The 24,828-nt window shown below is 71.3% G+C and carries 23 protein-coding genes; 19 read left to right on the forward strand and 4 right to left on the reverse strand.

Annotated features, from left to right (window positions below):
• Positions 1-95 precede the first annotated feature (95 nt).
• From VTA80_RS17300 to whiG, 5 genes are all read left to right on the forward strand, one after another.
• The gene (locus tag VTA80_RS17300; protein ID WP_407342325.1) at positions 96-452 is read left to right on the forward strand and encodes a YraN family protein; all 357 of its coding nucleotides are present in this window, start codon (positions 96-98) and stop codon (positions 450-452) included.
• A complete protein-coding gene (locus VTA80_RS17305) occupies positions 452-1,990 on the forward strand; it encodes a YifB family Mg chelatase-like AAA ATPase (RefSeq protein WP_407342326.1) in 1,539 nt (512 codons plus the stop codon). Before VTA80_RS17300 ends, VTA80_RS17305 begins: the two co-directional genes overlap by 1 nt.
• Positions 1,987-3,204: a DNA-processing protein DprA gene (gene dprA, locus VTA80_RS17310; protein WP_407342327.1), complete on the forward strand. Its 1,218-nt coding sequence runs from the start codon at positions 1,987-1,989 to the stop codon at positions 3,202-3,204. The genes VTA80_RS17305 and dprA overlap by 4 nt, the downstream gene beginning before the upstream one ends.
• Before the next feature lie 168 nt (positions 3,205-3,372).
• Positions 3,373-4,317 (forward strand): tyrosine recombinase XerC, encoded by a 945-nt coding sequence (locus VTA80_RS17315; protein WP_407342328.1) that lies wholly within the window; start codon positions 3,373-3,375, stop codon positions 4,315-4,317.
• 112 nt (positions 4,318-4,429) lie between these two features.
• Positions 4,430-5,278 (forward strand): RNA polymerase sigma factor WhiG, encoded by an 849-nt coding sequence (whiG, locus tag VTA80_RS17320; RefSeq protein WP_407345800.1) that lies wholly within the window; start codon positions 4,430-4,432, stop codon positions 5,276-5,278.
• Positions 5,279-5,306: 28 nt separating this feature from the next.
• Here whiG and VTA80_RS17325 read toward each other — a convergent pair whose 3' ends face one another.
• Positions 5,307-5,846 (reverse strand): peptidoglycan DD-metalloendopeptidase family protein, encoded by a 540-nt coding sequence (locus VTA80_RS17325; protein ID WP_407342329.1) that lies wholly within the window; start codon positions 5,844-5,846, stop codon positions 5,307-5,309.
• A 350-nt stretch (positions 5,847-6,196) separates the two neighbouring features.
• Between VTA80_RS17325 and rpsB the strand changes: the two genes are divergently transcribed.
• The 14 genes from rpsB (at position 6,197) to dxr (ending at position 21,289) form a co-directional block, all read left to right on the forward strand.
• Positions 6,197-7,255, forward strand: coding sequence for a 30S ribosomal protein S2 (rpsB, locus tag VTA80_RS17330; RefSeq protein WP_407342330.1), 1,059 nt, complete (start codon positions 6,197-6,199; stop codon positions 7,253-7,255).
• Positions 7,256-7,293: 38 nt separating this feature from the next.
• Positions 7,294-8,142: a translation elongation factor Ts gene (tsf, locus tag VTA80_RS17335; protein WP_407342331.1), complete on the forward strand. Its 849-nt coding sequence runs from the start codon at positions 7,294-7,296 to the stop codon at positions 8,140-8,142.
• Between the two features lie 121 nt (positions 8,143-8,263).
• Positions 8,264-9,013 (forward strand): UMP kinase, encoded by a 750-nt coding sequence (pyrH, locus tag VTA80_RS17340; protein WP_407342332.1) that lies wholly within the window; start codon positions 8,264-8,266, stop codon positions 9,011-9,013.
• Positions 9,014-9,069: 56 nt separating this feature from the next.
• Complete coding sequence (gene frr / locus VTA80_RS17345; protein WP_407342333.1) at positions 9,070-9,627, forward strand: ribosome recycling factor; 558 nt, start codon at positions 9,070-9,072, stop codon at positions 9,625-9,627.
• Positions 9,627-10,478, forward strand: a complete 852-nt coding sequence (locus VTA80_RS17350) for a phosphatidate cytidylyltransferase (protein WP_407342334.1) — start codon at positions 9,627-9,629, stop codon at positions 10,476-10,478. The genes frr and VTA80_RS17350 overlap by 1 nt, the downstream gene beginning before the upstream one ends.
• An 18-nt stretch (positions 10,479-10,496) precedes the next feature.
• Positions 10,497-11,648, forward strand: coding sequence for a 23S rRNA (adenine(2503)-C(2))-methyltransferase RlmN (rlmN, locus tag VTA80_RS17355; RefSeq protein ID WP_407342335.1), 1,152 nt, complete (start codon positions 10,497-10,499; stop codon positions 11,646-11,648).
• On the forward strand, positions 11,645-12,199 hold the full coding sequence (locus VTA80_RS17360; RefSeq protein WP_407342336.1) for a DivIVA domain-containing protein: 555 nt from the start codon (positions 11,645-11,647) through the stop codon (positions 12,197-12,199). Before rlmN ends, VTA80_RS17360 begins: the two co-directional genes overlap by 4 nt.
• Before the next feature lie 186 nt (positions 12,200-12,385).
• Positions 12,386-13,174, forward strand: a complete 789-nt coding sequence (locus tag VTA80_RS17365; protein WP_407342337.1) for a DeoR/GlpR family DNA-binding transcription regulator — start codon at positions 12,386-12,388, stop codon at positions 13,172-13,174.
• On the forward strand, positions 13,171-14,142 hold the full coding sequence (locus VTA80_RS17370) for a 1-phosphofructokinase family hexose kinase (RefSeq protein WP_407342338.1): 972 nt from the start codon (positions 13,171-13,173) through the stop codon (positions 14,140-14,142). Before VTA80_RS17365 ends, VTA80_RS17370 begins: the two co-directional genes overlap by 4 nt.
• Positions 14,139-16,169, forward strand: a complete 2,031-nt coding sequence (locus VTA80_RS17375) for a fructose-specific PTS transporter subunit EIIC (RefSeq protein ID WP_407342339.1) — start codon at positions 14,139-14,141, stop codon at positions 16,167-16,169. The genes VTA80_RS17370 and VTA80_RS17375 overlap by 4 nt, the downstream gene beginning before the upstream one ends.
• Positions 16,170-16,224: 55 nt before the next feature.
• On the forward strand, positions 16,225-17,910 hold the full coding sequence (locus tag VTA80_RS17380) for a putative PEP-binding protein (protein ID WP_407342340.1): 1,686 nt from the start codon (positions 16,225-16,227) through the stop codon (positions 17,908-17,910).
• Positions 17,911-17,948: 38 nt separating this feature from the next.
• The gene (locus VTA80_RS17385) at positions 17,949-18,227 is read left to right on the forward strand and encodes an HPr family phosphocarrier protein (RefSeq protein ID WP_407342341.1); all 279 of its coding nucleotides are present in this window, start codon (positions 17,949-17,951) and stop codon (positions 18,225-18,227) included.
• Between the two features lie 236 nt (positions 18,228-18,463).
• On the forward strand, positions 18,464-20,065 hold the full coding sequence (locus tag VTA80_RS17390; RefSeq protein WP_407342342.1) for an MFS transporter: 1,602 nt from the start codon (positions 18,464-18,466) through the stop codon (positions 20,063-20,065).
• Positions 20,066-20,077: 12 nt separating this feature from the next.
• Complete coding sequence (gene dxr, locus VTA80_RS17395; protein ID WP_407342343.1) at positions 20,078-21,289, forward strand: 1-deoxy-D-xylulose-5-phosphate reductoisomerase; 1,212 nt, start codon at positions 20,078-20,080, stop codon at positions 21,287-21,289.
• Positions 21,290-21,380: 91 nt separating this feature from the next.
• Here dxr and VTA80_RS17400 read toward each other — a convergent pair whose 3' ends face one another.
• The 3 genes from VTA80_RS17400 to VTA80_RS17410 are packed head-to-tail and all read right to left on the reverse strand — an operon-like array spanning position 21,381 to position 24,578.
• Positions 21,381-22,703 carry an FAD-dependent oxidoreductase gene (locus VTA80_RS17400; RefSeq protein WP_407342344.1) on the reverse strand — a complete coding sequence of 441 codons (1,323 nt, stop codon included), beginning with the start codon at positions 22,701-22,703 and terminating at the stop codon, positions 21,381-21,383.
• Positions 22,704-22,713: 10 nt separating this feature from the next.
• Positions 22,714-24,105 (reverse strand): aspartate aminotransferase family protein, encoded by a 1,392-nt coding sequence (locus tag VTA80_RS17405; RefSeq protein ID WP_407342345.1) that lies wholly within the window; start codon positions 24,103-24,105, stop codon positions 22,714-22,716.
• A complete protein-coding gene (locus tag VTA80_RS17410) occupies positions 24,102-24,578 on the reverse strand; it encodes an Lrp/AsnC family transcriptional regulator (RefSeq protein WP_407342346.1) in 477 nt (158 codons plus the stop codon). The genes VTA80_RS17405 and VTA80_RS17410 overlap by 4 nt, the downstream gene beginning before the upstream one ends.
• Between the last annotated feature and the right edge of the window lie 250 nt (positions 24,579-24,828).

The following is a 24,828-nucleotide window of genomic DNA, read 5'->3' on the forward strand; positions in this document are numbered from 1 at the left end:
CCAGGTCGAGCCTGCGTCCGTCGCGTCCTCGGTCCGGTCGCGCACCCCCGTGGGGCCCGCAGGCGCGCGGCAGGGTGGCCCGCGGAGGTGGTCGCGTGCGCGCCAAGGACGCGGTGGGGCACTACGGGGAACGGGTGGCCGCGAGCTACCTGGTCGCCGCCGGCTGGCAGGTGCTGGACCGCAACTGGCGAGGCCGCGACGGCGAGCTCGACATCGTCGCGCTGCGGGCGCAGACCCTGGTGGTGGTCGAGGTCAAGACGCGGCGCGGACTCGGGTTCGGGCACCCGGCGGAGGCCGTCACCCCGCGCAAGCTCGCCCGGCTGCGCCGGCTCACAGCGCAATGGCTCGCCGCCCACGACGTGCATGCGGTGTCGATCCGGATCGACGTGATCGCCGTCCTGGTGCCCCGCAGCGGGGCCGCGCAGGTCGAGCACCTGGTCGGGGTCGTCTGATGGGGCTCGGGCGCACGCTCGGGGTGTCCCTGCTCGGGCTCGCCGGGCACGTCATCGAGGTCGAGGCGCACCTTGCGGCATCCGTGCCGGGCTTCTCGCTGGTCGGGCTGCCCGACGCGTCCTTGGCCGAGGCCCGGGACCGAGTGCGGGCGGCGGTGACCTCCTCGGCGATCGCGTGGCCGAACCGGAAGATCACGATCAACCTCTCGCCCGCGTCGTTGCCGAAGTCGGGCTCCGGGTTCGACCTCGCGATCGCGGTGGCGATGCTCGCCGGTGCGGGGGTGTTCGGTACCGAGCAGGTCGCCGACGTCGTCCATCTCGGCGAGCTCGGGCTCGACGGGCGCCTGCGGCCCGTGCGGGGGGTGCTACCGGCGGTGGCCGCGGCCGTGGCGGCCGGACATCCCCAGGTCGTGGTGCCCGTGGCGAATGCGGCCGAGGCGGCCCTGGTGCCGGGCGCGGTGGTCCACGCGGCCGCCAGCCTCGCCGAGGTCGCCTGGTGGTATGGCGCCGACATCCCCGAGCCGCCGCCGGCGCCGCCTGTCGCCGCTGCGGTGAGCCGGCCGATCGAGCACGCCGGGGTCGACCTGGCGGAGGTTCTCGGCCAGCACCAGGCGCGGGCAGCGCTCGAGGTCGCCGCCGCGGGCGGCCACCACCTGCTCATGGTGGGACCACCGGGCGCGGGCAAGACCATGCTCGCCGCCCGGTTGCCGGGCCTGCTGCCGGACCTCACCGAGTCGCAGGCCGTCGAGGTCACGGCCGTGCACTCGGTGGCGGGGACGTTCGACCCGGGCGGGGGGCTGCTGCACCGGCCGCCGTTCGAGGACCCCCACCACACCGCGACGCCGGCCGCCGTGGTCGGCGGCGGGTCCGGGATCCCGCGGCCCGGGGCGGCGTCCCGCGCCCACCGGGGGGTGCTTTTCATGGATGAGGCGCCGGAGTTCTCGCCGCGGGTCCTCGAGACGCTGCGCCAGCCGCTCGAGCACGGCGAGCTGGTGATCCACCGGGCCGGTGGATCGGCTCGCTACCCGGCCCGTTTCCAGCTCGTCCTGGCAGCCAATCCGTGCCCGTGCGGCAAGGCGGTCGGCAAGGGGCTCGAGTGCACGTGCCAGCCGATGGCGCGCCGCCGGTACTGGGCCCGGCTGTCGGGGCCGCTGCTCGACCGTGTCGATCTGCAGGTCGAGGTGCACCAGGCCTCGCGAGCGGAGATCGACGGCACCGGGCGCGGCGAGTCGACCGCCGTCGTCGCGGCCCGGGTCGCGGCCGCGCGGCGGGCGCAGGCGGATCGTCTGGCCGGGACGGGGTGGAGCACCAACGCCGAGGTCCCCGGGCACTGGATCCGGTCGGCCCTCGGTGCGGATCGATCGCTGCTCGCCGATCTCGATCGGGCTCTCGATCGTGGCCTGCTCAGCCTGCGGGGGGTCGACCGGGTGCTCCGGGTGGCGTGGACCCTGGCGGACCTCGCCGGACGGACGGCGCCCGGGCGCGCCGAGATCGGCCAGGGTCTCCTGCTGCGCACGCGCGGGCAGGTGGGCGCGTGACCGGCCGGCCGAACGGCGTCGGCGACCAGGGGCCCGCGGACCCCGATGGCGAGACCGTCGCGCGTGCCGGCTGGAGCCGGCTGGTCGAGCCCGGCGACGCCGTCGCGGGGGCCGTGATCGCGGCGCTCGGCGGCGCGGGCGCGCTCGACTGGGTCCGGCGCACGGGGTCGAGCCTGACCGCTCGGGCCCTGGGGGAGATGATCGAGCGCGCCGGGCCGCTCGGTGAGTCCGACCGACGCCGGCTCGCCGCCGGTCTTGCCCGGTGGGCGCCGCGCCTCGAGGGCCTCGAACCGCGTCGCGACTTGGGCGCGCTCGCGCAACTCGGGGGCGTCGTCGTGCATCCCGGGATCGCGGGGTGGCCGGCGGCCCTCGACGACCTCGGTGCCGCTGCCCCGCCGTGCCTGTGGGTCCGCGGTGCGGCGGGCCTCGATGCCCGCCTGCCGCGGTCGGTGTCGCTCGTGGGGTCCCGGGCGGCCACCGGGTACGGCGAGCACGTCGCGGCCGAGCTCGCCGCCGGGCTCGCCGACCGCCGGTTCGCGATCGTGTCGGGCGGGGCGTACGGGATCGATGCGGCAGCCCATCGCGGCGCCCTGGCGGTCGGCGGGCAGACCGTCGTCTTCCTCGCCGGGGGAGTGGACCGCCCGTATCCCGCGGGGAACGCGACGCTTCTGGCCCGCGTGCTCGAGTCCGGCGGCTCGGTGGTCAGCGAGGTCCCGCCGGGCGGGGTGCCGAGTCGGTCGAGGTTCCTGCAGCGCAACCGTCTCATCGCGGCCGCGGGGGGCGCGACCGTCGTCGTCGAGGCCGCGTGGCGGTCCGGGGCGCTCAACACCGCCGGGCACGCGGGCAGGCTGCTGCGTCCGGTCGGTGCGGTGCCGGGGCCGGTGACGTCGATGGCCTCGGCGGGATGCCACCGCCTCCTGCGGGAGGGCGCTGCCGTCTGTGTCACCGATGCCGCAGAGGTCGCGGAGCTCGCCGGCGAGGCGGGTCGCGACCTGGCTCCGGAGCGCGTCGTCGTGCCCGCCGAGACCGACGACCTCGACGAGGGCGCGCGCCGGGTGCTTGACGCCCTGCCCGTGGTGCGGCCGGCGCCACCGGAGTCGGTCGCCCGGGTCGCGGGGATGTCCGTGGCTGCCGTCTTGGCGGACCTGGGAATGCTCGAGCTCGAGGGCCTGGCGGTGCGAGAAGGGCCCGGCTGGCGTCGGCATCGACGGTGATTCGGGATTCTTGAGGTCTCCTTCGAGTGTGATCTACGTCACATGTCACCCAGGAAGCCCTGTCGTGACCGGGGCGAACGGGGTAAAGGGGACGATTGGCGACCAGCTGAGGCGCCCGCCCAGGAAGTCATCCTTGTCCTCGCCTCGACCGCGGGTCACCGTAGGGATATGTGCACTCCCGCCGCCACCAGCACGACCGACGCCACTGCGGCGTGGTCGGCTGAGCGCAGTGCGCGGTTCTCCACCCACCTTTCCGCTCAGCGTGGCCTGTCGCCGCACACCGTGCGGGCCTACACCGGTGACCTCGAGCACCTGTTTGCGTACGCGCGGAGCCAGGGGCGCACCACGCTCGACCAGATCGACCTCGCCGTGCTCCGGGCATGGCTCGCCTCGATGGCAGCGGTCCCGCTGAGCCGTGCCACGCTCGCGCGGCGCGGTGCGGCGGCGCGGACGTTCTTCGCCTGGGCGCAGCGCACCGGTCAGGTGGCGACGGATCCGGCGCTCAGGCTCGCGTCAGCCCGGGCCACGGTGACCCTGCCGACGGTGCTCGGTGTGGAGTCTGCGGCGCACCTGCTCGACATCGCCCGCACCCGGGCCGACGACGGCGATGCGATCCACCTGCGCGACTGGGCGGCCCTCGAGCTGCTGTACGCGACCGGCGCACGCGTCGGCGAGCTCGTCGGCGCCGATGTCGCGGACGTCGACCTGGAGCAGCGCACGATGCGCCTGCTCGGCAAGGGCGACAAGGAGCGGGTGGTTCCGTTCGGGGTGCCCGCAGCGCGCGCCGTGCGCCAGTGGCTGGCTGACGGACGCCCGAAGCTCGTCAATGGGGCGTCCGGACCGGCCCTCCTGCTCGGGCGTCGCGGTCATCGCGCCGATCAGCGCCAGCTGCGCGAGGTCTCGCACACCGTGGCCGCACTCGCCGGGGTGGACGACGTGGCCCCCCACGCGCTGCGTCACAGCGCCGCCACGCACCTGCTCGAGGGCGGCTCGGACCTGCGTTCGGTCCAAGAGGTCCTCGGTCACGCTACGCTCGCGACTACTCAGCGATACACGCACGTGTCCGCTGATCGCTTGCGGAGCTCTTTCCAACAGGCACACCCACGAGCATGAGAATGAGCACGGGGAAGCGTTCATGAGTGCTCAGTCGGAGCATCTGTCCAGCAAGGCCGAGGCCGCGCTGGCCACGGTCGTGCCCAGGCCGCGCGCGTCGAGCAGTCCCTTGATGGGCGAGCTCGTCGAGGCCGCGGCGGACCTCGACGAGATCGACCCCCTCGACGTGACAGTCGATCCGGCGGACATCACCGTCGCCGACCTGATCGCGTCGGCCTGGCTGGAGTTCAAGGTCACCGGCGACCGCGCGTTGCGCGAGCGGCTGATCCTGCACTACGCGCCTCTGGTCGCCTCGGTCGCGGGTCGCCTGGGCATGCGTCTGCCGAGCAGCGTCGAGCAGGCCGACCTGGTCTCGTACGGCATGTTCGGGCTGATCGACGCGATCGAGAAGTACGAGCTCGACCGGTCGGTGAAGTTCGAGACCTATGCGAGCTCGCGCATCCGTGGCGCCATCATCGACGAGCTGCGGGCGATCGACTGGATCCCGCGTTCGGTGCGGACCAAGGCGCGCGCGGTCGACCGTGCGTACGCCGACCTCGAGGGTGAGCTGCGGCGCACCCCGAGCGAGTCCGAGATCGCGGGGCGGCTCGAGGTGGGTGTCCCCGAGCTGCGGACCGTGTTCGCGCAGCTGTCGAACGTCAACGTCGCGGCGCTCGACGAGCTGCTCGGCGCGGGTGCCGAGCGCACCGACAAGGTGTCCCTGCTCGACACGCTCGAGGACCACCGCACGCCCGACCCGGCGGGTTCGTTCGAGGCGCAGGAGACCAAGTTCCTGCTGGCCCGAGCGATCGAGCAGCTGGGGGAGCGCGAGAAGATCGTGCTCGTCCTGTACTACTACGAGGGCATGACCCTTGCGGAGATCGGTCGGGTGCTCGGGGTGACCGAGTCCCGCATCTCCCAGATGCACACGGCGGCGATGCTCCGGCTCCGGGCCAGGCTGACGGACTCCGAACGCGGCTGAGGACGGCGACCACGACGCACGGGCGCACCTACGGGTCCGGCAGCAGGACCACCGGTCCGGCAGAGCGCACGAGCGTCAGCGGATCGAGGTAGACCTCGCCCTGGCGCACGCCCCAGTGCAGGCAGATGGCCGGGGCGCAGTGCCCCGCGACCGCCTGGATAGTTCCCACCGGGTCGCCGCGTTCCACGTGCGTGCCGGGCTGCACCGACCACTGCACCGGTTCCAGGGTCGACCGACGCCCCGCCGGATCGGTGATCGTCAGCACGCCGCGATCGACCACCGTGCCCGCGAAGGTCACGATCCCGCTCACGGGCGCCAGCGCGACCTGTCCGACCGTGCCGGCGAGGTCGACACCGCGATGACCCGGTCCCCACCGCGCTGCCGGGGCGTCGAACGGGTGCACCACGGTCGGCTCGCCCGCCAACGGCAGCCCGGCGGGGACGGACTGACCGGGGCCGGCGGCGGCGCCCGACGTCGGGCCGGTCACCGGTGCGCCCGAGACCAGCCCGACGGCGAGCGCGCCCGCGACTGCTGCGATCCCCGCGATCGTGCCGAGTGCGTGCACCATGGCTCGACGCTCGCCCACCCAGGGCGGCCGGGCAGGTCGAGGACCTCCCGGCGGTGCAGACCGCAGTCGTCCCGGCGTCCGGTGGTCGGGTAAGGTAGCGCGTGCGACCGGCATGTGCCGGCCGACATCGCGCGCCATTCGCCCGCGGACCCGCTGTTCGAGCCTCACGGCCCGGCCGCAGGGACCGGGTGTTCGCGCTGGCAGCGGTCCGGGGCTCTGGTCCCGGCGCCAGCTCGGATGTGACGCCAGGGGTACTGACCGAATGGTCGGCGCCGACAACCGGACCGCAGGTCCCACGGACCTGCGACTTTGCGTGCACACCGCGAGGGTGCGCGCCGAAAGGACGTGCCATGGCCGTCGTGACCATGCGTCAGCTGCTCGAGAGCGGTGTCCACTTCGGGCACCAGACCCGTCGCTGGAACCCGAAGATGAAGCGCTTCATCTTCACCGAGCGCAACGGCATCTACATCGTCGACCTGCAGCAGTCGCTGTCCTACATCGACAGCGCGTACGACTTCGTCAAGCAGACCGTTGCCCACGGCGGCACGATCCTGTTCGTCGGTACCAAGAAGCAGGCCCAGGAGCCGGTCGCCGAGCAGGCCACCCGCGTCGGCATGCCGTACGTGAACCAGCGCTGGCTCGGTGGGATGCTCACCAACTTCCAGACCGTGAACAAGCGCCTCCAGCGCCTCAAGGAGCTTGAGCTCATCGACTTCGCCGACGTCGCCGGGAGCGCCTTCACGAAGAAGGAGCTGCTGATCATGCGTCGCGAGCGCGACAAGCTTGCGAAGACCCTCGGCGGTATCCGCGACATGACCAAGGTTCCCTCGGCCGTGTGGATCGTCGACACCAACAAGGAGCACCTTGCGGTCGACGAGGCGCGCAAGCTCCACATCCCGATCGTCGCGATCCTCGACACCAACTGCGACCCCGACGTCGTCGACTACAAGATCCCCGGGAACGACGACGCCATCCGTGCCGTCTCGCTGCTCACCCGTGTGATCGCCGACGCCGTCGCTGAGGGCCTCATCCAGCGTCACTCGGGCCGCACCGCCGGCGCCGAGGGCACGGCCGAGGCTGAGCCGCTCGCCGAGTGGGAGCGCGAGCTCCTCGCCGGCGCTGAGGCCAACCTCGCTGCTGGTACCGAGGCGCCCGCCGCCCCGGTGGCCGAGGCTGTCGTGGCCGAGGTTGTCGCGCCTGAGGCTGTCGCCGCGGACGTCGTCGCTGCCGAGGCCGTCGCGGCCGAGGTCGTCGATGCTGACGTCGCCGCGTCGGACGTTGCTGCTGCCGAGGTCGTCGCGACCGAGGTTGCGCCCGTTCCCGCCGCTCCGGTGCCTGCCGCGCCGGTCGTCGAGGCCGTTGTCACCGAGGTTGCTCCGACCGAGGCCGACGCGCCGAAGTCTGAGTAAGCCCTCAACCCGACACAGCATCGAAGGACGGACATCTCATGGCGAACTACACCGCCACTGACATCAAGGCGCTCCGGGAGCGCACCGGCGCCGGCATGCTCGACGTCAAGAAGGCCCTGGACGAGGCCGACGGCGACGCCGAGAAGGCGCTCGAGCTCATCCGCGTCAAGGGCCTCAAGGGCGTCAGCAAGCGCGAAGGCCGGTCGGCTTCCGACGGTCTCGTGACTGCGGACGTCTCAGCCACGCCGGACGGCGAGGGTGAGGTCGGAGTCCTCGTCGAGGTCAACTCGGAGACCGACTTCGTGGCCAAGAACGTGACGTTCACGGATCTGGCCGCCAAGGTGCTCGCCGCAGCGGTCTCCTCCGGGGCTCGCGACGCCGACGTGCTGCTGGCTGCGACCGTCGACGGCGGCGCAACCGTGGCGACCATCGTCGACGACGCCCAGGCGACGCTCGGCGAGAAGATCGTCGTGCGCCGGGTGGCTCGGGTCGCGGGCGAGAAGGTCGCTGTCTACCTGCACAAGGTGAACAAGGACCTCCCCCCGCAGGTCGGCGTGCTCGTGGCGACCGACGCAGCCGGGGCGGGTGTCGCGAAGGACATCGCGATGCACATCGCGGCGTACTCGCCGATCTACCTCACCCGTGAGGACGTGCCGGCCGAGACCGTCGCGTCGGAGCGGCGCATCGCCGAGGAGACCTCGCGCAACGAGGGCAAGCCCGAGGCCGCGCTCCCGAAGATCATCGAGGGTCGCCTCAACGGGTTCTTCAAGGAGACCGTGCTCGTCGAGCAGGCCTTCGCGAAGGACCAGAAGAAGACCGTCAAGCAGATCCTCGCGGAGTCCGGTGGCACCGTCACCGGCTTCGTTCGGTTCCGCGTCGGGGCCTGATCTGTTCTCAGAAAGGGGGTGGCCCCGGTCCTTCGGGACCGGGGCCACTTCGCTAGGTGGGCGGTCCCGCGGCGACGGGCGACACCGGCATCACCGTAGGTAACCGGCAAGTGGAGGACACGTGGTGCAGGAACTCGGGACGACGACCGTCCGCGGCGAGGCGACGACGCGCCGTGTGCTGCTCAAGCTGTCGGGGGAGACCTTCGGCGGGGGAGCGATCGGACTCGCGCCCGACGTCGTCCAGCGGGTGGCGGCCGAGATCGCCGTCGCGGTTCGGGCCGGGATCCAGGTCGCGGTCGTCACCGGCGGCGGCAACTTCTTCCGGGGCGCCGAGCTCTCCGCGAGCGGCCTCGATCGCGCCCGCGCGGACTACATGGGCATGCTCGGCACCGTGATGAACGCCCTGGCGCTGCAGGACTTCCTCGAGCAGGCCGGCGTGGACACGCGCGTGCAGACCGCCATCACGATGGGGCAGGTCGCCGAGCCGTACATCCCGCTGCGCGCGATCCGGCACATGGAGAAGGGGCGCGTGGTCATCTTCGGCGCCGGAGCCGGCATGCCCTACTTCTCGACGGACACCGTCGCGGTGCAGCGCGCCCTCGAGACCCACTGCCAGGAGGTGCTCATGGGCAAGAACGGCGTCGACGGCGTCTACACCGCAGACCCGCGCACCGACCCGACCGCGGAGCGTCTCGACCACCTCACGTACATGGACGCCCTGCAGCAGGGCCTCGAGGTCGTCGACTCGACCGCGTTCAGCCTGTGCAAGGACAACGGCGTGCGGATGCGCGTGTTCGGCCTGGGCGAGCCCGGCAACGTCACGCGGGCCCTCGAGGGTGAGAAGATCGGGACGTTGGTCACTGCGGACTGAGGTCCGGCACGCAGCAGGACCTAGATGACGTGACGCAGGCGAACAAGGGAGTAGCGGTGATCGACGAGATCCTTCTCGCAGCCGAGGAGAAGATGGACAAGGCGATCGAGGTCGCCAAGGACGACTTCGCGACGATCCGTACGGGTCGGGCCAGTGCGGCCATGTTCGCGAAGGTGTTCGTCGACTACTACGGCAGCCCGACGCCGCTGCAGCAGCTGGCGTCGTTCAGCACGCCGGAGGCCCGCACGATCCTGATCGCACCGTTCGACAAGACCTCCACGGTCGCGATCGAGAAGGCGCTGCGCGACTCCGATCTGGGTGTCAACCCCACCAACGACGGCAACACCATCCGCGTGATGCTCCCCATCCTCACCGAGGAGCGCCGCAAGGACTTCGTCAAGCTCGCCCGGGCCAAGGCCGAGGACGCGCGTATCTCGGTGCGCAACGTGCGCCGCAAGGCCAAGGAGCAGCTCGACCGCATCGTCAAGGACGGCGACGCCGGCGAGGACGAGGTCGCACGCGCCGAGAAGGAGCTCGAGGCCCTGACCAAGAAGCGCGTCGAGATGATCGACCACGTGCTCTCCGCCAAGGAGAGCGAGCTGCTTGAGGTCTGATGACTGAGCTCGCCCACCCCACGGCTCCCCAGGTGACCCGCTCCGGCAGGGACCTTCCTGTGGCGACCGTTGTCGGGCTCGGGCTCCTGGCGGCGGTGATCGGGTCGCTGTTCATCCGCAAGGAGGTCTTCGTCGCGGTCGCGCTGGTCGCGGTCGGTGCCGCGCTGTGGGAGCTCGCGCAGGCGTTCGCGCGCCGGGACATCCACCTGCCCTTGCTGCCCCTGCTCGTCGGCTCGGTGGGCATCCTCGTCTCGGCGTACGTCGCCGGCAGCGAGGCGCTGCTCGTGTCGTTCATGCTCACGGCCGGCGGCGTCGTCGTCTGGCGCGTGCTCGACGGCGACGGGTCCGCCGCGATGCGGGACTCGACGGCCGGCATCTTCGCCGCGGCGTACCTGCCCTTCCTCGCCGGCTTCGTCATGCTCATGCTCTCGATGCCCGACGGCGCGCGCCGCGTCCTGCTCTTCGTCCTGCTCGCCGTCGCGAGCGACGTCGGCGGCTACGTCGCCGGCGTGCTGTTCGGCCGGCATCCCCTGGCGCCGTCGGTCAGCCCGAAGAAGACGTGGGAGGGCCTCGCCGGTTCGGTGCTGCTGTCCTGCGTGGTCGGCGCCGTCGGGCTCGGGTGGGGCTTCTCGTCGAACCCGTGGATCGGCGTCGGGCTCGGTCTCGCGACCGTGACCACGGCAACCGTGGGAGACCTGTCCGAGTCGCTGATCAAGCGCGACCTGGAGCTCAAAGACATGGGGAGCCTGCTGCCGGGCCACGGCGGCGTGCTCGACCGGATCGACTCGATGCTGCTGTCCGCACCCGTCGTGTACCTCGTCCTGCTGGCGTTCCTGCCGGTCGGCGACTGATGTGAAAGTTGTGAACCGATGACTGTGCCCACGACCACCCCCAGGGTGGCCACACCCGTCGCGCTCGACTTCTCGACGAGCCGGCGTGGGCCGCGGGGCAAACCTCCGCGCCACTTCGTCGACCTGACGCCGCAGGAGCGCGTGCAGGCGGTCGTGGACCTCGGGGAGAAGCCGTTCCGGGCCAAGCAGCTCGCGACGCACTACTTCACCCATCTCACGGCGGACCCCGCCGAGATGACCGACCTGCCGGCGGCGAGCCGGGAGCTCCTGGCCGCCGACCTGTTCCCGCCGCTGCTCACCGCGGCGCGGACCATGCAGGCGGACCGCGGCACGACCGTCAAGACCCTGTGGCGCATGTTCGACGACGCCAAGGTCGAGTCGGTCCTCATGCGCTACAAGCACCGTTCCACGCTGTGCGTGTCCAGCCAGGCCGGGTGCGGCCTGGCGTGCGCGTTCTGCGCGACGGGGCAGCTCGGCCTCACCCGCAACCTCTCCACGGCCGAGATCGTCGAGCAGGTGCGTTCGGCGGCGCGGTCCCTGGCCGACGGCGAGCTTCCCGGCGGCCCGACGCGGCTGTCCAACATCGTGTTCATGGGGATGGGCGAGCCGCTGGCCAACTACCGGTCTGTCCTCGAGACCGTGCGGCGGCTCATCGCGCCGGAGCCGGACGGCTTCGGGATGTCCGCGCGCAACATCACCGTCTCGACGGTGGGCCTCGTCCCGGCGATCGAGAAGCTGACGAACGAGGGCATCCCCGTCACCCTGGCCGTCTCCCTGCACGCGCCCGACGACGAGCTGCGCGACGAGCTGGTACCGATCAACACCAAGTGGTCCGTCGACGAGACGATCGACGCCGCGTACCACTACTTCGAGGTCACCGGACGACGGGTGTCGATCGAGTACGCACTGATCCGCGACATCAACGACCAGGGCTGGCGCGCGGACCTGCTGGGCGAGAAGCTCAACGCCCGGGGCCGCGGCTGGGTGCACTGCAACCCGATCCCGCTCAACCCGGTACCCGGCTCGAAGTGGACGGCGAGCGATCCGGCCGTCGAGAACGAGTTCGTCGCCCGGCTGCGGGCCCACGGCGTCCCGACGACGATCCGGGACACGCGCGGGAGCGACATCGATGGTGCCTGTGGGCAGCTTGCGGCTGAGGAGGAAGGGTGAGCAAGGGAATGTTCCGGACCGTGTCTCGGCTCCGCTCGGGGTACGCCCCGGACGAGGTCGACGAGTTCTTCGACCTTGCCCGGCGGGCCTACGAGGGCCAGGTCGCGGAGCCGCTGACCGGGCGTGACGTGCGCTCGATGGCCTTCGACATCGTCCGTGGCGGGTACTCGACGGGCGCTGTCGATGCCGCGCTCGACCGCCTCGAGGCGGCGTTCATCGCGCGCAGCCGCCAGGAGTTCGTGGCGTCGCGAGGCCAGCAGGCCTGGATGGAACAGCTGGCGGACGGCGCGCGCACGCTGTACGGCCGCCTCACCCGGCCCGACGGCGCGAAATTCGCCCCGGCGCACCGTGGCCGGCCCGGCTACGAGCCCGCCGATGTCGACGCTCTGTGCCACCGGCTCGTGGCGTACTTCGACTCGGGCGCGCCGCTGACGGCGAACGACGTGCGGGCAGCGACGTTCCGGCGGCGCAGCGGGGTCAAGGGGTATGCCGAGGGGCCGGTCGACGCGTTCTGCGATCGCGCCGTCGAGGTGCTGCTCGGCGTCGAGTAGGCACTCGATCCGCTGAATCGAGGGGGTGTCCGGGAAGACCGGGTGCCCCCTCGTCGTCGTCGGGCCAGGGTTCCCCTGATCTGCGTTCTGTGTTTGCCTTTGATCTAGTTGACAACCAAAGATGAATAAAGGTAGAGTCGCTCCCAGCAAGAGATGAACAGACCCACTCAATGTCGAGGAGGCACGGTGTTCGCAGAAGAGCGACAGCTGCTGATCGCCGAACTGGTCGCCGATCACGGTCGCGTGACGGTCAGCGACCTGGCGGAGCGATTCAGCATCACCCCCGAGACGATCCGGCGCGACCTCGACGTGCTCGAGAACGTCCGCCAGCTGCGCCGGGTGCACGGCGGTGCGGTGGCGATGAACAAGCTGAGCATGTCCGAGCCGAGCATCGCCGAGCGTCAGACCCAGCGCCAGGACGAGAAGTCGCGGATCGCGACCGCCGCCATGGCGCTGATCCCGACGAGCCGGACGGCGTCGATCATCCTCGACTCGGGGTCCACGACCGAACGCCTCGCCGACCGGCTGGTGACCTGGTCGCCGTCCACCCCGGGCGACCAGCTGCTGGTCATCACGAACGCGCTGGCGATCGCCGCGCTGCTCGCCGGCAACGACGAGATCCAGCTGCACCTTCTCGGCGGCCGGGTGCGCGGCCTGACCGGCGCGATCGTCGGGGAGGCCGCGACGAGCCAGCTCGACGCCTTAAGGGTCGACATCGCGTTCATCGGCGCGAACGGCGTCGATGCGGAGTTCGGGTTCAGCACGCCGGACACGGTCGAGGCCGCGATCAAGTCCGCGATGGTGCGCTCCGCGCGCCGGGTCGTCGCGCTGGCCGACTCCTCCAAGCTCGACGAGGAGACCCTCGTCCGATTCGCGGCCCTGCGTGACGTCGACACGCTCGTCACCGATGCCCGACCCTCGCCCCTCCTAGCGGCCGCCCTCGCTGCGGCCGACGTCGAGATTGTGATCGCATGATCATCACCCTGACCCCCAACCCGAGCCTCGACCGCACGATCGAGCTGGCCTCGCCGCTCGCGCGCGGGGAGGTGCAGCGGGCCCTCGCCGCCCATCAGGAGCCGGGGGGCAAGGGCGTCAACATCTGCCGTGCGCTCGAGGCCTCGGGCGTGAAGTGCCTCGCCGTCCTGCCGGGCGATCCGCAGGACCCCGTGCTCGTGGCGCTGCGCGACCAGGGGATCCCGCACCTCGGCCTGCCGATCGGCGCCACCCTGCGCAGCAACGTCGCGATCACGGAGCCGGACGGCACCACCACCAAGGTGAACGAGCCTGGTCCCGTGCTCACGCAGGCGCACCGCGCCGCGCTCATCGAGCTCGTGATCGAGGCGGCCGACGGCGCGCAGTGGCTGGTCCTGGCGGGTTCGTTGCCGCCCGGCCTTCCCGTGGACTTCTATTCCGACATCACCCTCGAGCTGCGCCGGCGCTACGGCACCGCCGCGCCGAAGGTGGCCATCGACTCGTCGGGTGCCCCGCTCGCGGCAGCGCTGGCGGCCCTCCCCGACCTCCTCAAGCCCAATGCTGAGGAGCTGGCCGAACTCACTGGCCGCTCCGACGCCGACAGCCTGGAGGGGAACCCCCTCCTGGCTGCCGAAGCCGCTCGCACGCTGGTCACCGCCGGCGTGGGCGCGGTGCTCGCCACCCTCGGTTCGAAGGGCGCCCTGCTCGTCACCGCCGAGGGAAGCTGGTTCGCCCAGAGCCCCCCGATCGTCGCCCGCAGCACGGTCGGCGCCGGGGACTCTGCTCTGGCGGGCTACCTGCTCCGTCATCTCACGGGAGCGTCCGCTCCCGAGTGCTTGCGACAGGCCACTGCGCATGGAGCGGCCGCCGCCTCGATGCCGGGATCCACTGTCCCGGCGCTCGATCAGACCAACCCCGCGGCCGTCATCGTGACGGCCATCGCCCCCCATCCTTTGGAGGATGACCAGTGAGTGCGTTGATCACCCCACAGCTCGTGGCCCTGGACCAGAACCTCGGTTCGGATCCCGCCGCCGTCATCCGGCACCTCGCCGAGCTCGTCGTCTCATCCGGTCGGGCCACCGGGGTTGATGGACTGTACGCGGACGCTCTCGCCCGCGAGGGCAAGACCTCCACCGGGATCCCGGGCGGGATCGCCATCCCGCACTGCCGCTCGACGGCAGTGACGGAGCCGACTCTCGTCATGGCGCGCCTCGCCCCGCCGGTCGACTTCGGCGCCAAGGATGGCCCCGCTGACCTGGTCTTCTTCATCGCTGCGCCGGACGGCGCCGACCAGGCGCACCTCAAGCTGCTCTCGAAGCTCGCCCGGTCGCTGCTCAAGCCGACCTTCACCGCGGCGCTGCGCGCAGCGACGACGCCGGCCGAGATCGTCGAGCTCGTCACCGCCGTGGTCAACCCCGTCGCCGTCCCGCCCGCGGCCGGCACGCACGCCGCTCCGGCGGTCGAGAACGCGAACGCCGGGACGTCGAGCGCCGGATCGACCTCGGGCAAGCGCCTCGTCGCCGTCACCGCCTGCCCGACCGGGATCGCGCACACCTACATGGCCGCCGACTCCCTCGTGGAAGCCGCCCGCAAGCTCGGCGTCGACCTGCAGGTCGAGACCCAGGGGTCGGCGGGCCTCACGCCGCTCGACCCGGCCGTCATCGCGGCCGCAGACGCCGTCATCTTCGCGGTCGACGTCGACGTGCGCGGCCGGGAGCGCTTCGCCGGCCTGCCGGTCATCAACGCGCCGGTCAAGCGCGGCATCGACGAGCCGGGCAAGCTGATCGCCGAGGCGCTGGCGGCAGCCGAGAACCCGAACGCACGCCGGGTCACCGGTGGCACCGCGGATGCTTCGCAGACGCAGGAGGCCGGCGAGCACTTCGGCCAGCAGCTCAAGCGGGCCCTGCTCACCGGCGTGAGCTACATGATCCCGTTCGTCGCCGGCGGTGGGCTCCTGATCGCGCTCGGGTTCCTGCTGGCGGGCTACGAGATCGCGCTCGGCGACACGGCCGACAAGGTCGTGCTCGGGAGCACCCTCGCGAACCTGCCGCCCGAGGGTCTGATGTACTTCCTCGGCGCGGTCTTCTTCAAGATCGGCGCGCTCTCCATGAACTTCCTGGTCCCCGCGCTCGCGGGGTACATCGCCTACGCGCTCGCCGACCGGCCGGGGATCGCGCCCGGATTCGTCGCCGGTTCGGTGGCGGGCTTCATGGGTGCCGGCTTCATCGGGGGCATCGTCGGTGGTCTCCTCGCGGGCGTCGTGGCCAGGGCCATCGGCCGCCTGGATGTGCCGCGGTGGCTGCGCAGCCTGATGCCGGTCGTGATCATCCCGCTCGTCGCCTCGATCGTGGCGTCCGGGCTGATGATCCTGGTGCTCGGTGGCCCGATCGCGGCCGTCACGGACGGCCTCAACAGCTGGCTCACGGGGATGACCGGCACGTCCGCGATCCTGCTCGGCGTGATCCTCGGCCTCATGATGGCGTTCGATCTCGGTGGCCCGGTCAACAAGGTCGCCTACGCGTTCGCGGTCGCCGGTCTCGGCGCTGCCACCATCGACAACCAGGCACCGTGGCAGATCATGGCCGCGGTCATGGCTGCCGGGATGGTTCCGCCGCTCGCCATGGCGCTCGCCACGTCGCTCGACCGGAAGGTGTTCAGCCCCGCCGAGCGCGAGAACGGCAAGGCCGCCTGGTTGCTCGGCATGTCCTTCATCTCGGAGGGAGCAATCCCGTTCGCTGCCGCGGACCCCCTGCGGGTGATCCCGGCCAGCATGCTCGGTGCAGCCACGACTGGTGCGCTCGTCATGGCGACCGGCGTAACCTCGAAGGCCCCGCACGGTGGGATCTTCGTGTTCTTCGCGATCGGCAACGTCCTGATGTTCGTCGTCTCGATCGCGATCGGCACGGTCATCTCGGCCTTCGCCGTGATCGGGCTCAAGCGGCAGGCGGCCAAGAAGGCCGCGCTGAAGGCAGACGAGGCCATCCTCGTCACCGTCTGACCTGCTCGATCACGACCGGTTCGGGCGGCCCGCACACGAAAGACGAGGACGAGCTGTGCAGAGTTTCTCAGGAGTAGGCGTCAGTCCCGGGCGGATCATCGGCGCCGTCCGGCAGATGCCCCAGCCCGTCAGCGAGCCCCCGGCAGGTGAGAGCCGGCCGGGGGCGGTGACGGCCGAGGTAGCGGTGGCCGCACTGCGGGCCGCGGCGAAGTCCGTCCACGGGGACCTCAAGCGTCGGGCGGATGCCGCCCAGGGGGACGCCAAGGCTGTCCTGGAGGCCACGGCGTTGATGGCCGTGGACCCCATGCTCCTCAAGTCCGCGGCGAAGCTGGTCAACGGCGGCGCCACGGCGGAGCGGGCGGTCTGGGATGCCAGCGCGTCGGTCGCCGAGATGCTGCACAACCTCGGTGGATACATGGCGGACCGGGCCACGGACGTCCTCGACGTCCGGGCCCGGATCGTCGCCGAGCTCCGCGGGGTGCCGGCACCGGGGATCCCGGAGTCCGACGTGCCGTTCATCCTCGTCGGCGAGGACCTCGCCCCGGCGGACACCGCGACGCTGGACCCCACCAAGATCCTCGCGCTGGTGACGTCCGGGGGCGGCCCGCAGTCGCACACCGCGATCATCGCGCGGGCCCTGGGCCTGCCTGCGGTCGTCGCCGCGGTCGGCGTCGGCGACCTGGTCGACGGGTGCGTGGTCTACGTGGACGGCACCGCCGGCGTCGTGCAGGTCGATCCCGGCGAGGCGCAGGTCGCTGCAGCCGCGGCCTGGGCGGCGGCAGCCTCGACGCTCACCGTCTTCGACGGGAACGGTTGCCTCGCGGACGGTCATCTCCTCCCGCTGCTGGCCAACGTCGGTGGGGCCAAGGACGCGGTCGCCGCGGCCGCGGCCGGAGCCCAGGGCGTGGGCCTGCTGCGCACGGAGTTCTGCTTCCTGGGGCGCGACCTCGAGCCGTCGGCCGAGGACCAGATCGCGGCCTACCGCGGGGTGTTCGACGCCTTCGCCGGCAAGAAGGTCGTCGTCCGCACGCTCGACGCCGGGGCGGACAAGCCCCTGCCGTTCCTCACCGACGCGACCGAGCCCAACCCGTCCCTCGGGGTGCGTGGGTATCGGACCGACTGGACCTCGCCGGGAGTGCTCGCACGTCAGCTCGCGGCGATCGCTGCCGCGGCCGAGGGCACGTCCGCGGACGTCTGGGTCATGGCTCCCATGATCGCGACGGTCGACGAGGCGGAGCACTTCGCCGGGATGTGTGCCGCGGCCGGGCTGAAGACCCCCGGCGTGATGGTGGAGGTGCCGTCCGCGGCGCTGACCTCGGCGGCCATCCTCGGCCAGGTCGAGTTCGCGAGCCTCGGCACGAACGACCTGACCCAGTACACGATGGCGGCGGACCGTCAGCTCGGCCCGCTCGCCGCGCTCAACAGCCCGTGGCAGCCCGCCGTGCTCATGCTCATCGGGCTCACGGTCACCGGCTCGGTGGCCGAGGGGCACGGCAAGCCGGTCGGCGTGTGCGGTGAGGCCGCGGCCGACCCCGCGCTGGCGGTCGTGCTCGCCGGCCTGGGGGTGTCGACGTTGTCGATGACCCCGCGTGCCCTGGCGGCGGTGGCCGCGGTGCTCCGCACCGTCACTCTCGACGAGGCCAAGGCGCTCGCGCAGCTCGCCCTCGCGGCTCCCACCGCGATCGAGGCGCGCGCCCGCGTGCGGGCCGGTCTGCCGATCCTCGACTCGCTCGGCCTTTAGAGTTGTCCGTTCCTGAAAACCGATCGCCGGAGGAAAACATGTTCGAACGCAAGGCCACCATCGCCAGCCGCGTCGGGCTGCACGCACGCCCCGCGGCCATCTTCGCCGAGGCTGTCGGCGCTGTCCCGATCGACGTGACGATCGCGCTCGACGGGGAGCCGGCGGACGACGCGATGGACGCCGCCAGCATCCTGTCCCTCATGAGCCTGGGCGCCGCCAACGGGGACGTCGTCGTGCTCCGCGCCGAGGGAGAAGGGGCCGAGGAAACCCTCGAAGCCCTGGCCAAGATTCTCGAAACTGACCTGGACGCGGTATAGTCTTTACCAAGTTGTCGCTGTGACGCCGAACCGCCGGAGAATTCGGGCGGTTCGGCGTCCAGTCTGTCAGAAGGTTTCCTAGGGCTCCTCTATTGGAACTGACGCCCCTCGTGCGCGGAATACTCCGTGCTGAGCCGAAAAGCCTTCTCTGACGCCGTGGTTGCGCCGAGGTGCTTTTCTCTTGGGTGTGCAGCCATGTGTTGCGACGACGTGACGCGTGCAGGAGAACTTCACACATGCCCCACGGCAGAAGCTTGATCGGCTCGAAGAAGGGCGCCAAGAGCGCCGCCGAAAAGATCGTCAAACCGCGGTTGCGCATTCGTCGCCTCAAGGTTTCGCACGTCAATATCGTTGATCGGCCCATGCTGCGCAAAGCGCTGGGCGGCACCATCGTCGGTAACACCATGGAGTGGTACGACGTCGGCGTCTTCGGTTACCTGATCACCACGATGGGACCGGTATTTCTCCCCGAGTCCGATCCGAAGGTCCAGAGCCTGTTCCTGTTCGGGACGTTCGCCGCGACGTTCTTCGCGCGGCCCGTGGGCGGGGTCTTCTTCGGCTGGCTCGGCGACAAGATCGGCCGCCAGAAGGTCCTCGCGATGACGTTGATCGTCATGGCGGCGTCGACCTTCGCGGTCGGCCTGCTCCCCGGCTACGCCGCGATCGGCATGTGGGCAGCGGCGCTGCTCGTGCTCACCAAGCTGATCCAGGGCTTCTCGACCGGGGGCGAGTACGCCGGCGCCACCACGTTCGTCAGCGAGTACGCGCCCGACAACCGCCGCGGCTTCGTGGCGAGCATGCTCGACATGGGCAGCTACATGGGCTTCGCGCTCGGCGCGCTCCTGGTCTCGGTCCTGCAGCTCACGCTCGGTCAGGCCGCCATGGAGGAGTGGGCCTGGCGACTGCCCTTCCTCATCGCCGGCCCGCTCGGCCTCATCGCCATCTACTTCCGGATGAAGATCGAGGAGTCGCCCGCGTTCCAGGCGACGCTCGACGCCCAGGCGGCGGCCCACGAGGCTGAGATCGAGACGGTGTCGACGGACGCCAAGGGCCCCGTCGGCATCTTCAAGTCGTACTGGCGCATGATCTTGGTCGCGATGATGGTCGTGGCCGCGGCCAACACCGTGGGTTACGCCCTCACGTCCTACATGCCGACCTACCTCACGGACAACCTCGGGTACGACGAGGTGCACGGCACGTTGCTCACGATCCCGATCCTCGTGGTCATGTCGATCTGCATCCCGCTGGCCGGCCACCTCTCGGACAGGATCGGTCGACGACCGGTGCTCTGGTTCGGGTCCATCACCGCGGCGGTCGGTGCGATCCCCGCGTTCCTGCTCATCGGCCACGGAGCGATCTGGTCGACCCTGCTGGGGCTGGCGCTGATCGCCGTTCCGGTGGCGTTCTACGTGTCGAACATCGCCTCCGCCCTGCCGGCGCTGTTCCCGACGGCGAGCCGGTACGGCGCCATGGGGATCGCGTACAACTTCGCGGTCGCCATCTTCGGCGGGACGTCGCCGTTCATCATCGCGGCGCTCATCGCGACGACCGACAACGACATGATGCCGGCGTACTACCTCATGGCGTGGGCGGTCATCGGCGCCGTCGCGATCTACTTCCTGCGCGAGTCGGCCAACCGGCCGTTGCCCGGCTCCATGCCGAGCGTCGACACGCTCGAAGAGGCGCACGAGCTGGTGGCGAGCCAGGACGACAACCCGCTCCTGGACCTCAACGAGATGCCGTTCGACCACACCTACGAGCTGCCGATGCCGGTCGAGGACCTCGTCGAGGTCGCGTCGCTCGAGGACCCGGCCACGGAAGAGCCCGCACGCATGTAAGGGAGAACCTCCATGACGGTGCACAATGCGCACGTGAGCCAGCGCAGCGTTGTCCTGCTCGGGTCGACCGGGTCCATCGGGACCCAGGCGATCGACGTCATCAACCGCCACAAGGACCGGTTCGCCGTCACGGGGATCAGTGCGGGGGGCGCCGACCCGGTCGCGCTCGCGCACCAGGCGGTGGCGCTGGGGGTGCGGGCAGTGGCCGTCGCGGACCCGGCCGCCGCCCCGGCCCTGATGGCGGCGCTGGCCGAGGCCGCGGGCGCGGCCGGATGGTCGGCCGCGGAGATCGAGGTTCTCGTCGGTCCCGAGGCGGCTACCGAGCTGGCCGCGCGGGGCGCCGACGTCGTGCTCAACGGGATCACCGGTTCCGTGGGGCTCGGCCCGACGCTCGCGGCCCTGCGGGGTGGCAGCACCCTCGCGCTGGCCAACAAGGAGTCGCTGGTCTGCGGGGGCTCGCTCGTCGCCGCCGCCACGCAGCGACCGGACCAGATCGTGCCGGTCGACTCGGAGCACTCGGCGATCGCCCAGTCGTTGCGCTCCGGGACCCACGCCGAGGTACGCCGCCTGATCCTCACCGCGTCCGGCGGCCCGTTCCGCGGGTGCACGCGGGGCGAGCTCGCGGACGTGCAACCGGCGGCCGCGCTCGCGCACCCGACCTGGACCATGGGTCCGGTCGTGACGATCAACTCCGCCACGTTGATGAACAAGGGGCTCGAGCTCATCGAGGCGCACCTGCTGTTCGGGGTCCCGGCCGACGACATCACCGTGGTCGTGCACCCGCAGTCGATCGTGCACTCGATGGTCGAGTTCGTGGACGGATCCACGATCGCGCAGGCCTCGCCGCCCGACATGCGGCTCCCGATCGCGCTCGGGCTGTCGTGGCCCGACCGGCTGGACGACGTCGCGTCGGCGTGCAGCTGGACGGGCGCGCACGCCTGGACGTTCGAGCCGCTCGACGAGGTGGCCTTCCCGGCCGTCGGGCTGGCCCGGGCCGCGATCGCGGCGTCGGCGACCCACCCCGCGGTCTACAACGCGGCCAACGAGGAGTGCGTCGCTGCCTTCCTGGCGGGGCGGATCGGCTTCCTCGACATCGTCGACACGGTCGCCCGCGTGCTCGGTGAGCACACCGGCATCGGCGCCGCGACACTCACGCTCGCCGACCTGCTCGCGACCGAGACCTGGGCGCGGGCGCGGGCGAACGAGCTCCTGGCGCAGCGGTGAGCTTGTAGCCGCTCCGTCGGTGCCCGATCAGGTGCCGGTCAGTGCCCCGTCACACGGCCCAGCAGGCGCGCGAGCCCGCTCGGTCGGCGCGTCACCCACTCCTCGGTGTCTGCCGCGCCGGCGAGCACGAGCCCTGCGTTGACCCCGAGCCACCGTGCGGGCTCGGGCTCCCACTGCGGCGACCGGTGGTCGACCCACGGCAGCTGGGTGAGGGGGGAGTCGTGGCCCGTGAGGAGGTCGGCGAGCGTGCGGCCCGCGAGGTTGGTCGTGGACAGCCCGTCCCCGACGTAGCCGCCCGCCCACGCCATCCCGGTGCTCGCGTCGAGCCCGACGCTGGCGTGCCAGTCGCGCGCGATGCCGAGCGGTCCGCCCCACGCGTGCGTGATCGCGGCGTCGGCGACCTCGGGGAACAGCTCCACCAGCGCGCGGCGCAGGTGGGCGTGCACCCGGTCCTCCTGGTCGAACGCGGGGTCGATGCGCGAACCCCGGTGGTACGGGGCGCCGCGCCCCCGAACGCGATCCGGTCGTCGGCGGTGCGCTGACCGTAGATCACGAGGTGGCGGTGGTCGGCGAAGGTCTCGTGGCGGGCCAGGCCGATCCGGTCCCAGACCTCGGCCGGCAGCGGTTCGGTCGCGATCATCAGCGAGTACACCGGGATGACGGCGCGCCGGCTCCCGGGCAGGTGCGCGGTCCACGCCTCGGTCGCCCGCACCACGTGCCGCGCGCGCACGGTGCCGTGGTCGGTGACCACCGCGCGCGGTGACAGGCGCAGCGCCGTCGTGCCCTCTGCGATCGTGACGCCGCGTGCCGCGACGACCCGGGCCAGCCCGCGGGCGAGACGGGCGGGCTGGACCCGCGCGCAGTCGGGGGAGAAGGTCGCGCCGAGGACGCGGGTGGCCCGCAGCCGGGCGCGGGCCTGCGCGGCGTCCAGCAGGGTGACGTCGTCGCCCCACCGCGCGGCGTCATCCACCTCGTCGCGGGCCCGCTCGAGCTGGGCGGCGGAGCGTGCCAGCCGGAGCGTGCCGCCATAGGCGAAGTCGCAGTCGATCTCCTCGAACGCGGCGACCCCGCCCACCTCGACGACCGAGTCCCGCATCGCCGCCCGCATCGCGCGCGCTGCCGGGACCCCGTGCTCGCGCGCGAGCGAGGCGGCCGACGTCGGGAAGAGCGCCGAGCACCACCCACCGTTGCGCCCGCTCGCCCCGAACCCCGCGAACTCCTTCTCGACGATGACGACCCGGAGCTCGGGGTCGGCCTCCGTGAGGTAGTAGGCGGTCCACAGGCCGGTCAGCCCCGCGCCGACGACGACGACGTCGGCCTCGGTGTCCCCGTCGAGCGGGGGCCGGGGCGCGAGGTCGTCGCCGTCGGCGACCACCTGGTCGAGCCAGAGCGAGGGGCGGTGCAGACCGGTCATGCCGTGATCATCACAGGCGGGTCCACGCCTCGGAGAGAACGCCGCGCAGGATCTGCTCGATCTCGTCGAACTCGGCCGGTCCGCAGGTCAGCGGTGGGGCGAGCTGGATGACGGGGTCGCCACGGTCGTCGGCGCGGCAGTACAGGCCGGCGTCGAACAGTGCCTTCGACAGGAACCCGCGCAGGAGCCGCTCGCTCTCGTCGTCGTTGAAGGTCTCGCGCGTGACCTTGTCCTTGACGAGCTCGATCCCGTAGAAGTAGCCGTCGCCGCGCACGTCGCCCACGATCGGCAGGTCGAGCAGCTTGTCGAGCGTGCGGCGGAAGATCGGGGCGTTCGTGTGCACCCGGTCCGTGATCCCCTCGCGCTCGAAGATGTCGAGGTTGGCCAGCGCGACGGCCGCGGACACCGGGTGACCGCCGAACGTGTACCCGTGGTAGAACGTCGTCGACCCGTTCTTGAACGGCTCGAAGAGCTTGTCGGACGCGATCATCGCGCCGATCGGGGAGTACCCGCTCGTCATGCCCTTGGCGCACGTGATCATGTCCGGGACGTAGCCCAGGTCGTTGCACGCGAAGACGTCGCCGATCCGGCCGAACGCGCAGATCACCTCGTCGGAGACGAGCAGCACGTCGTACTGGTCGCAGATCTCACGGACCCGCTCGAAGTACCCGGGGGGCGCCGTGAAGCAGCCGCCGGAGTTCTGGACCGGCTCGAGGAAGACGGCCGCGACGGTCTCGGGGCCCTCGAAGATGATGGCCTCCTCGATCCGGTTCGCAGCCCACAGGCCGAAGGCCTTCGGGTCGTCGCGCAGCTCCGCGGGGCCACGGTAGATGTTCGTGTTGGCGGCCTTGTGCGCACCGGGCACGAGCGGCTCGAACGGTGCCTTCATGCCGGGGATGCCGGTGATGGACAGCGCGCCCTGGGTGGTGCCGTGATACGCGATCGACCGCGAGATGACCTTGTACTTGTTCGGCTGGCCCTTGAGCTTGAAGTACTGCTTGGCGAGCTTCCAGGCGGTCTCGACCGCCTCGCCGCCGCCGGTGGTGAAGAACACCCGGTTGAGGTCGCCGGGCGCGTGCTGCGCCAGGCGCTCGGCGAGGTCGATCGCGTTCGGGTGCGCGTAGGACCACAGCGGGAAGAACGCGAGCTCGCTGGCCTGCTTGCGCGCGACCTCGGCGAGCTCGGTCCGGCCGTGCCCGAGCTGGACGACGAAGAGCCCGGAGAGGCCGTCGATGAGCTGGTGGCCGGTGTCGTCCCAGATGTGGTGACCCTCCCCGCGCACGATCGTGGGAACCCCGTGTTCCCAGCTGCTCTGCCGGGTGAAGTGGCCCCAGAGGTGACGCCGGGCGGCGTCGTCTCGCGGCGTGCCCAGCGGTGTGACGGCGTGTGATTGCGTGCTCATCGGGTTCCCCAGTTGTAGAGCTGTTTGCGGAGCTTGAGGTAGACGAATGTCTCGGTACCGTGCACGCCCGGCAGGGCGCGGATCTTGGTGTTGAGCACCTCGAGCAGGTGCTCGTCGTCCTCGCACACGACCTCGACCAGGAGGTCGAAGCCGCCGGCGGTGATGACGACGTAGTCGACCTCGGGCAGCTCGGCGAGCGTGTCCGCGAGGGCGTCGAGGTCGCCCTCGCACTTGATCCCGATCATGGCCTGGCGGGTGAACCCGACCTGCATCGGGTCTGTCACGGCCACGATCTGGACCACCCCGGACTCGACCAGGCGCTGGACGCGTTGGCGCACGGCGGCCTCTGACAGGCCCACCGCCTTGCCGATGGTGGCGTACGCGCGCCGGCCGTCCTCCTGGAGCTGCTCGATGATCGCCTTCGAGATCGCATCGAGAGGGACGGTCGCCGAGCTTCGCGAACGGGGTGTCATGGCACGATGTTCGCCTGTCCAGGCGACGAATGCAAGTGATTTCGCGGTGCGAAGGCAATTTGACTATCGATTTCGTCGTTCCGGGGGCGCGCCGACGACGAGGTCAGCCGGACGGAGGATCCAGACGCTCCGGGGAGGGCAAAGACCCCTCGATGCACCGCCTCGTGGACTAGACACGTACCAGGCGCGTCACGACCCACCTGGCGGGCTGATCTCGCCGGGGCGCGCTGGAGCGAGTTGTTTCCATCGC

It is taken from the genome of Pengzhenrongella phosphoraccumulans, assembly GCF_045689905.1.
Lineage (GTDB): Bacteria > Actinomycetota > Actinomycetes > Actinomycetales > Cellulomonadaceae > Pengzhenrongella > Pengzhenrongella phosphoraccumulans.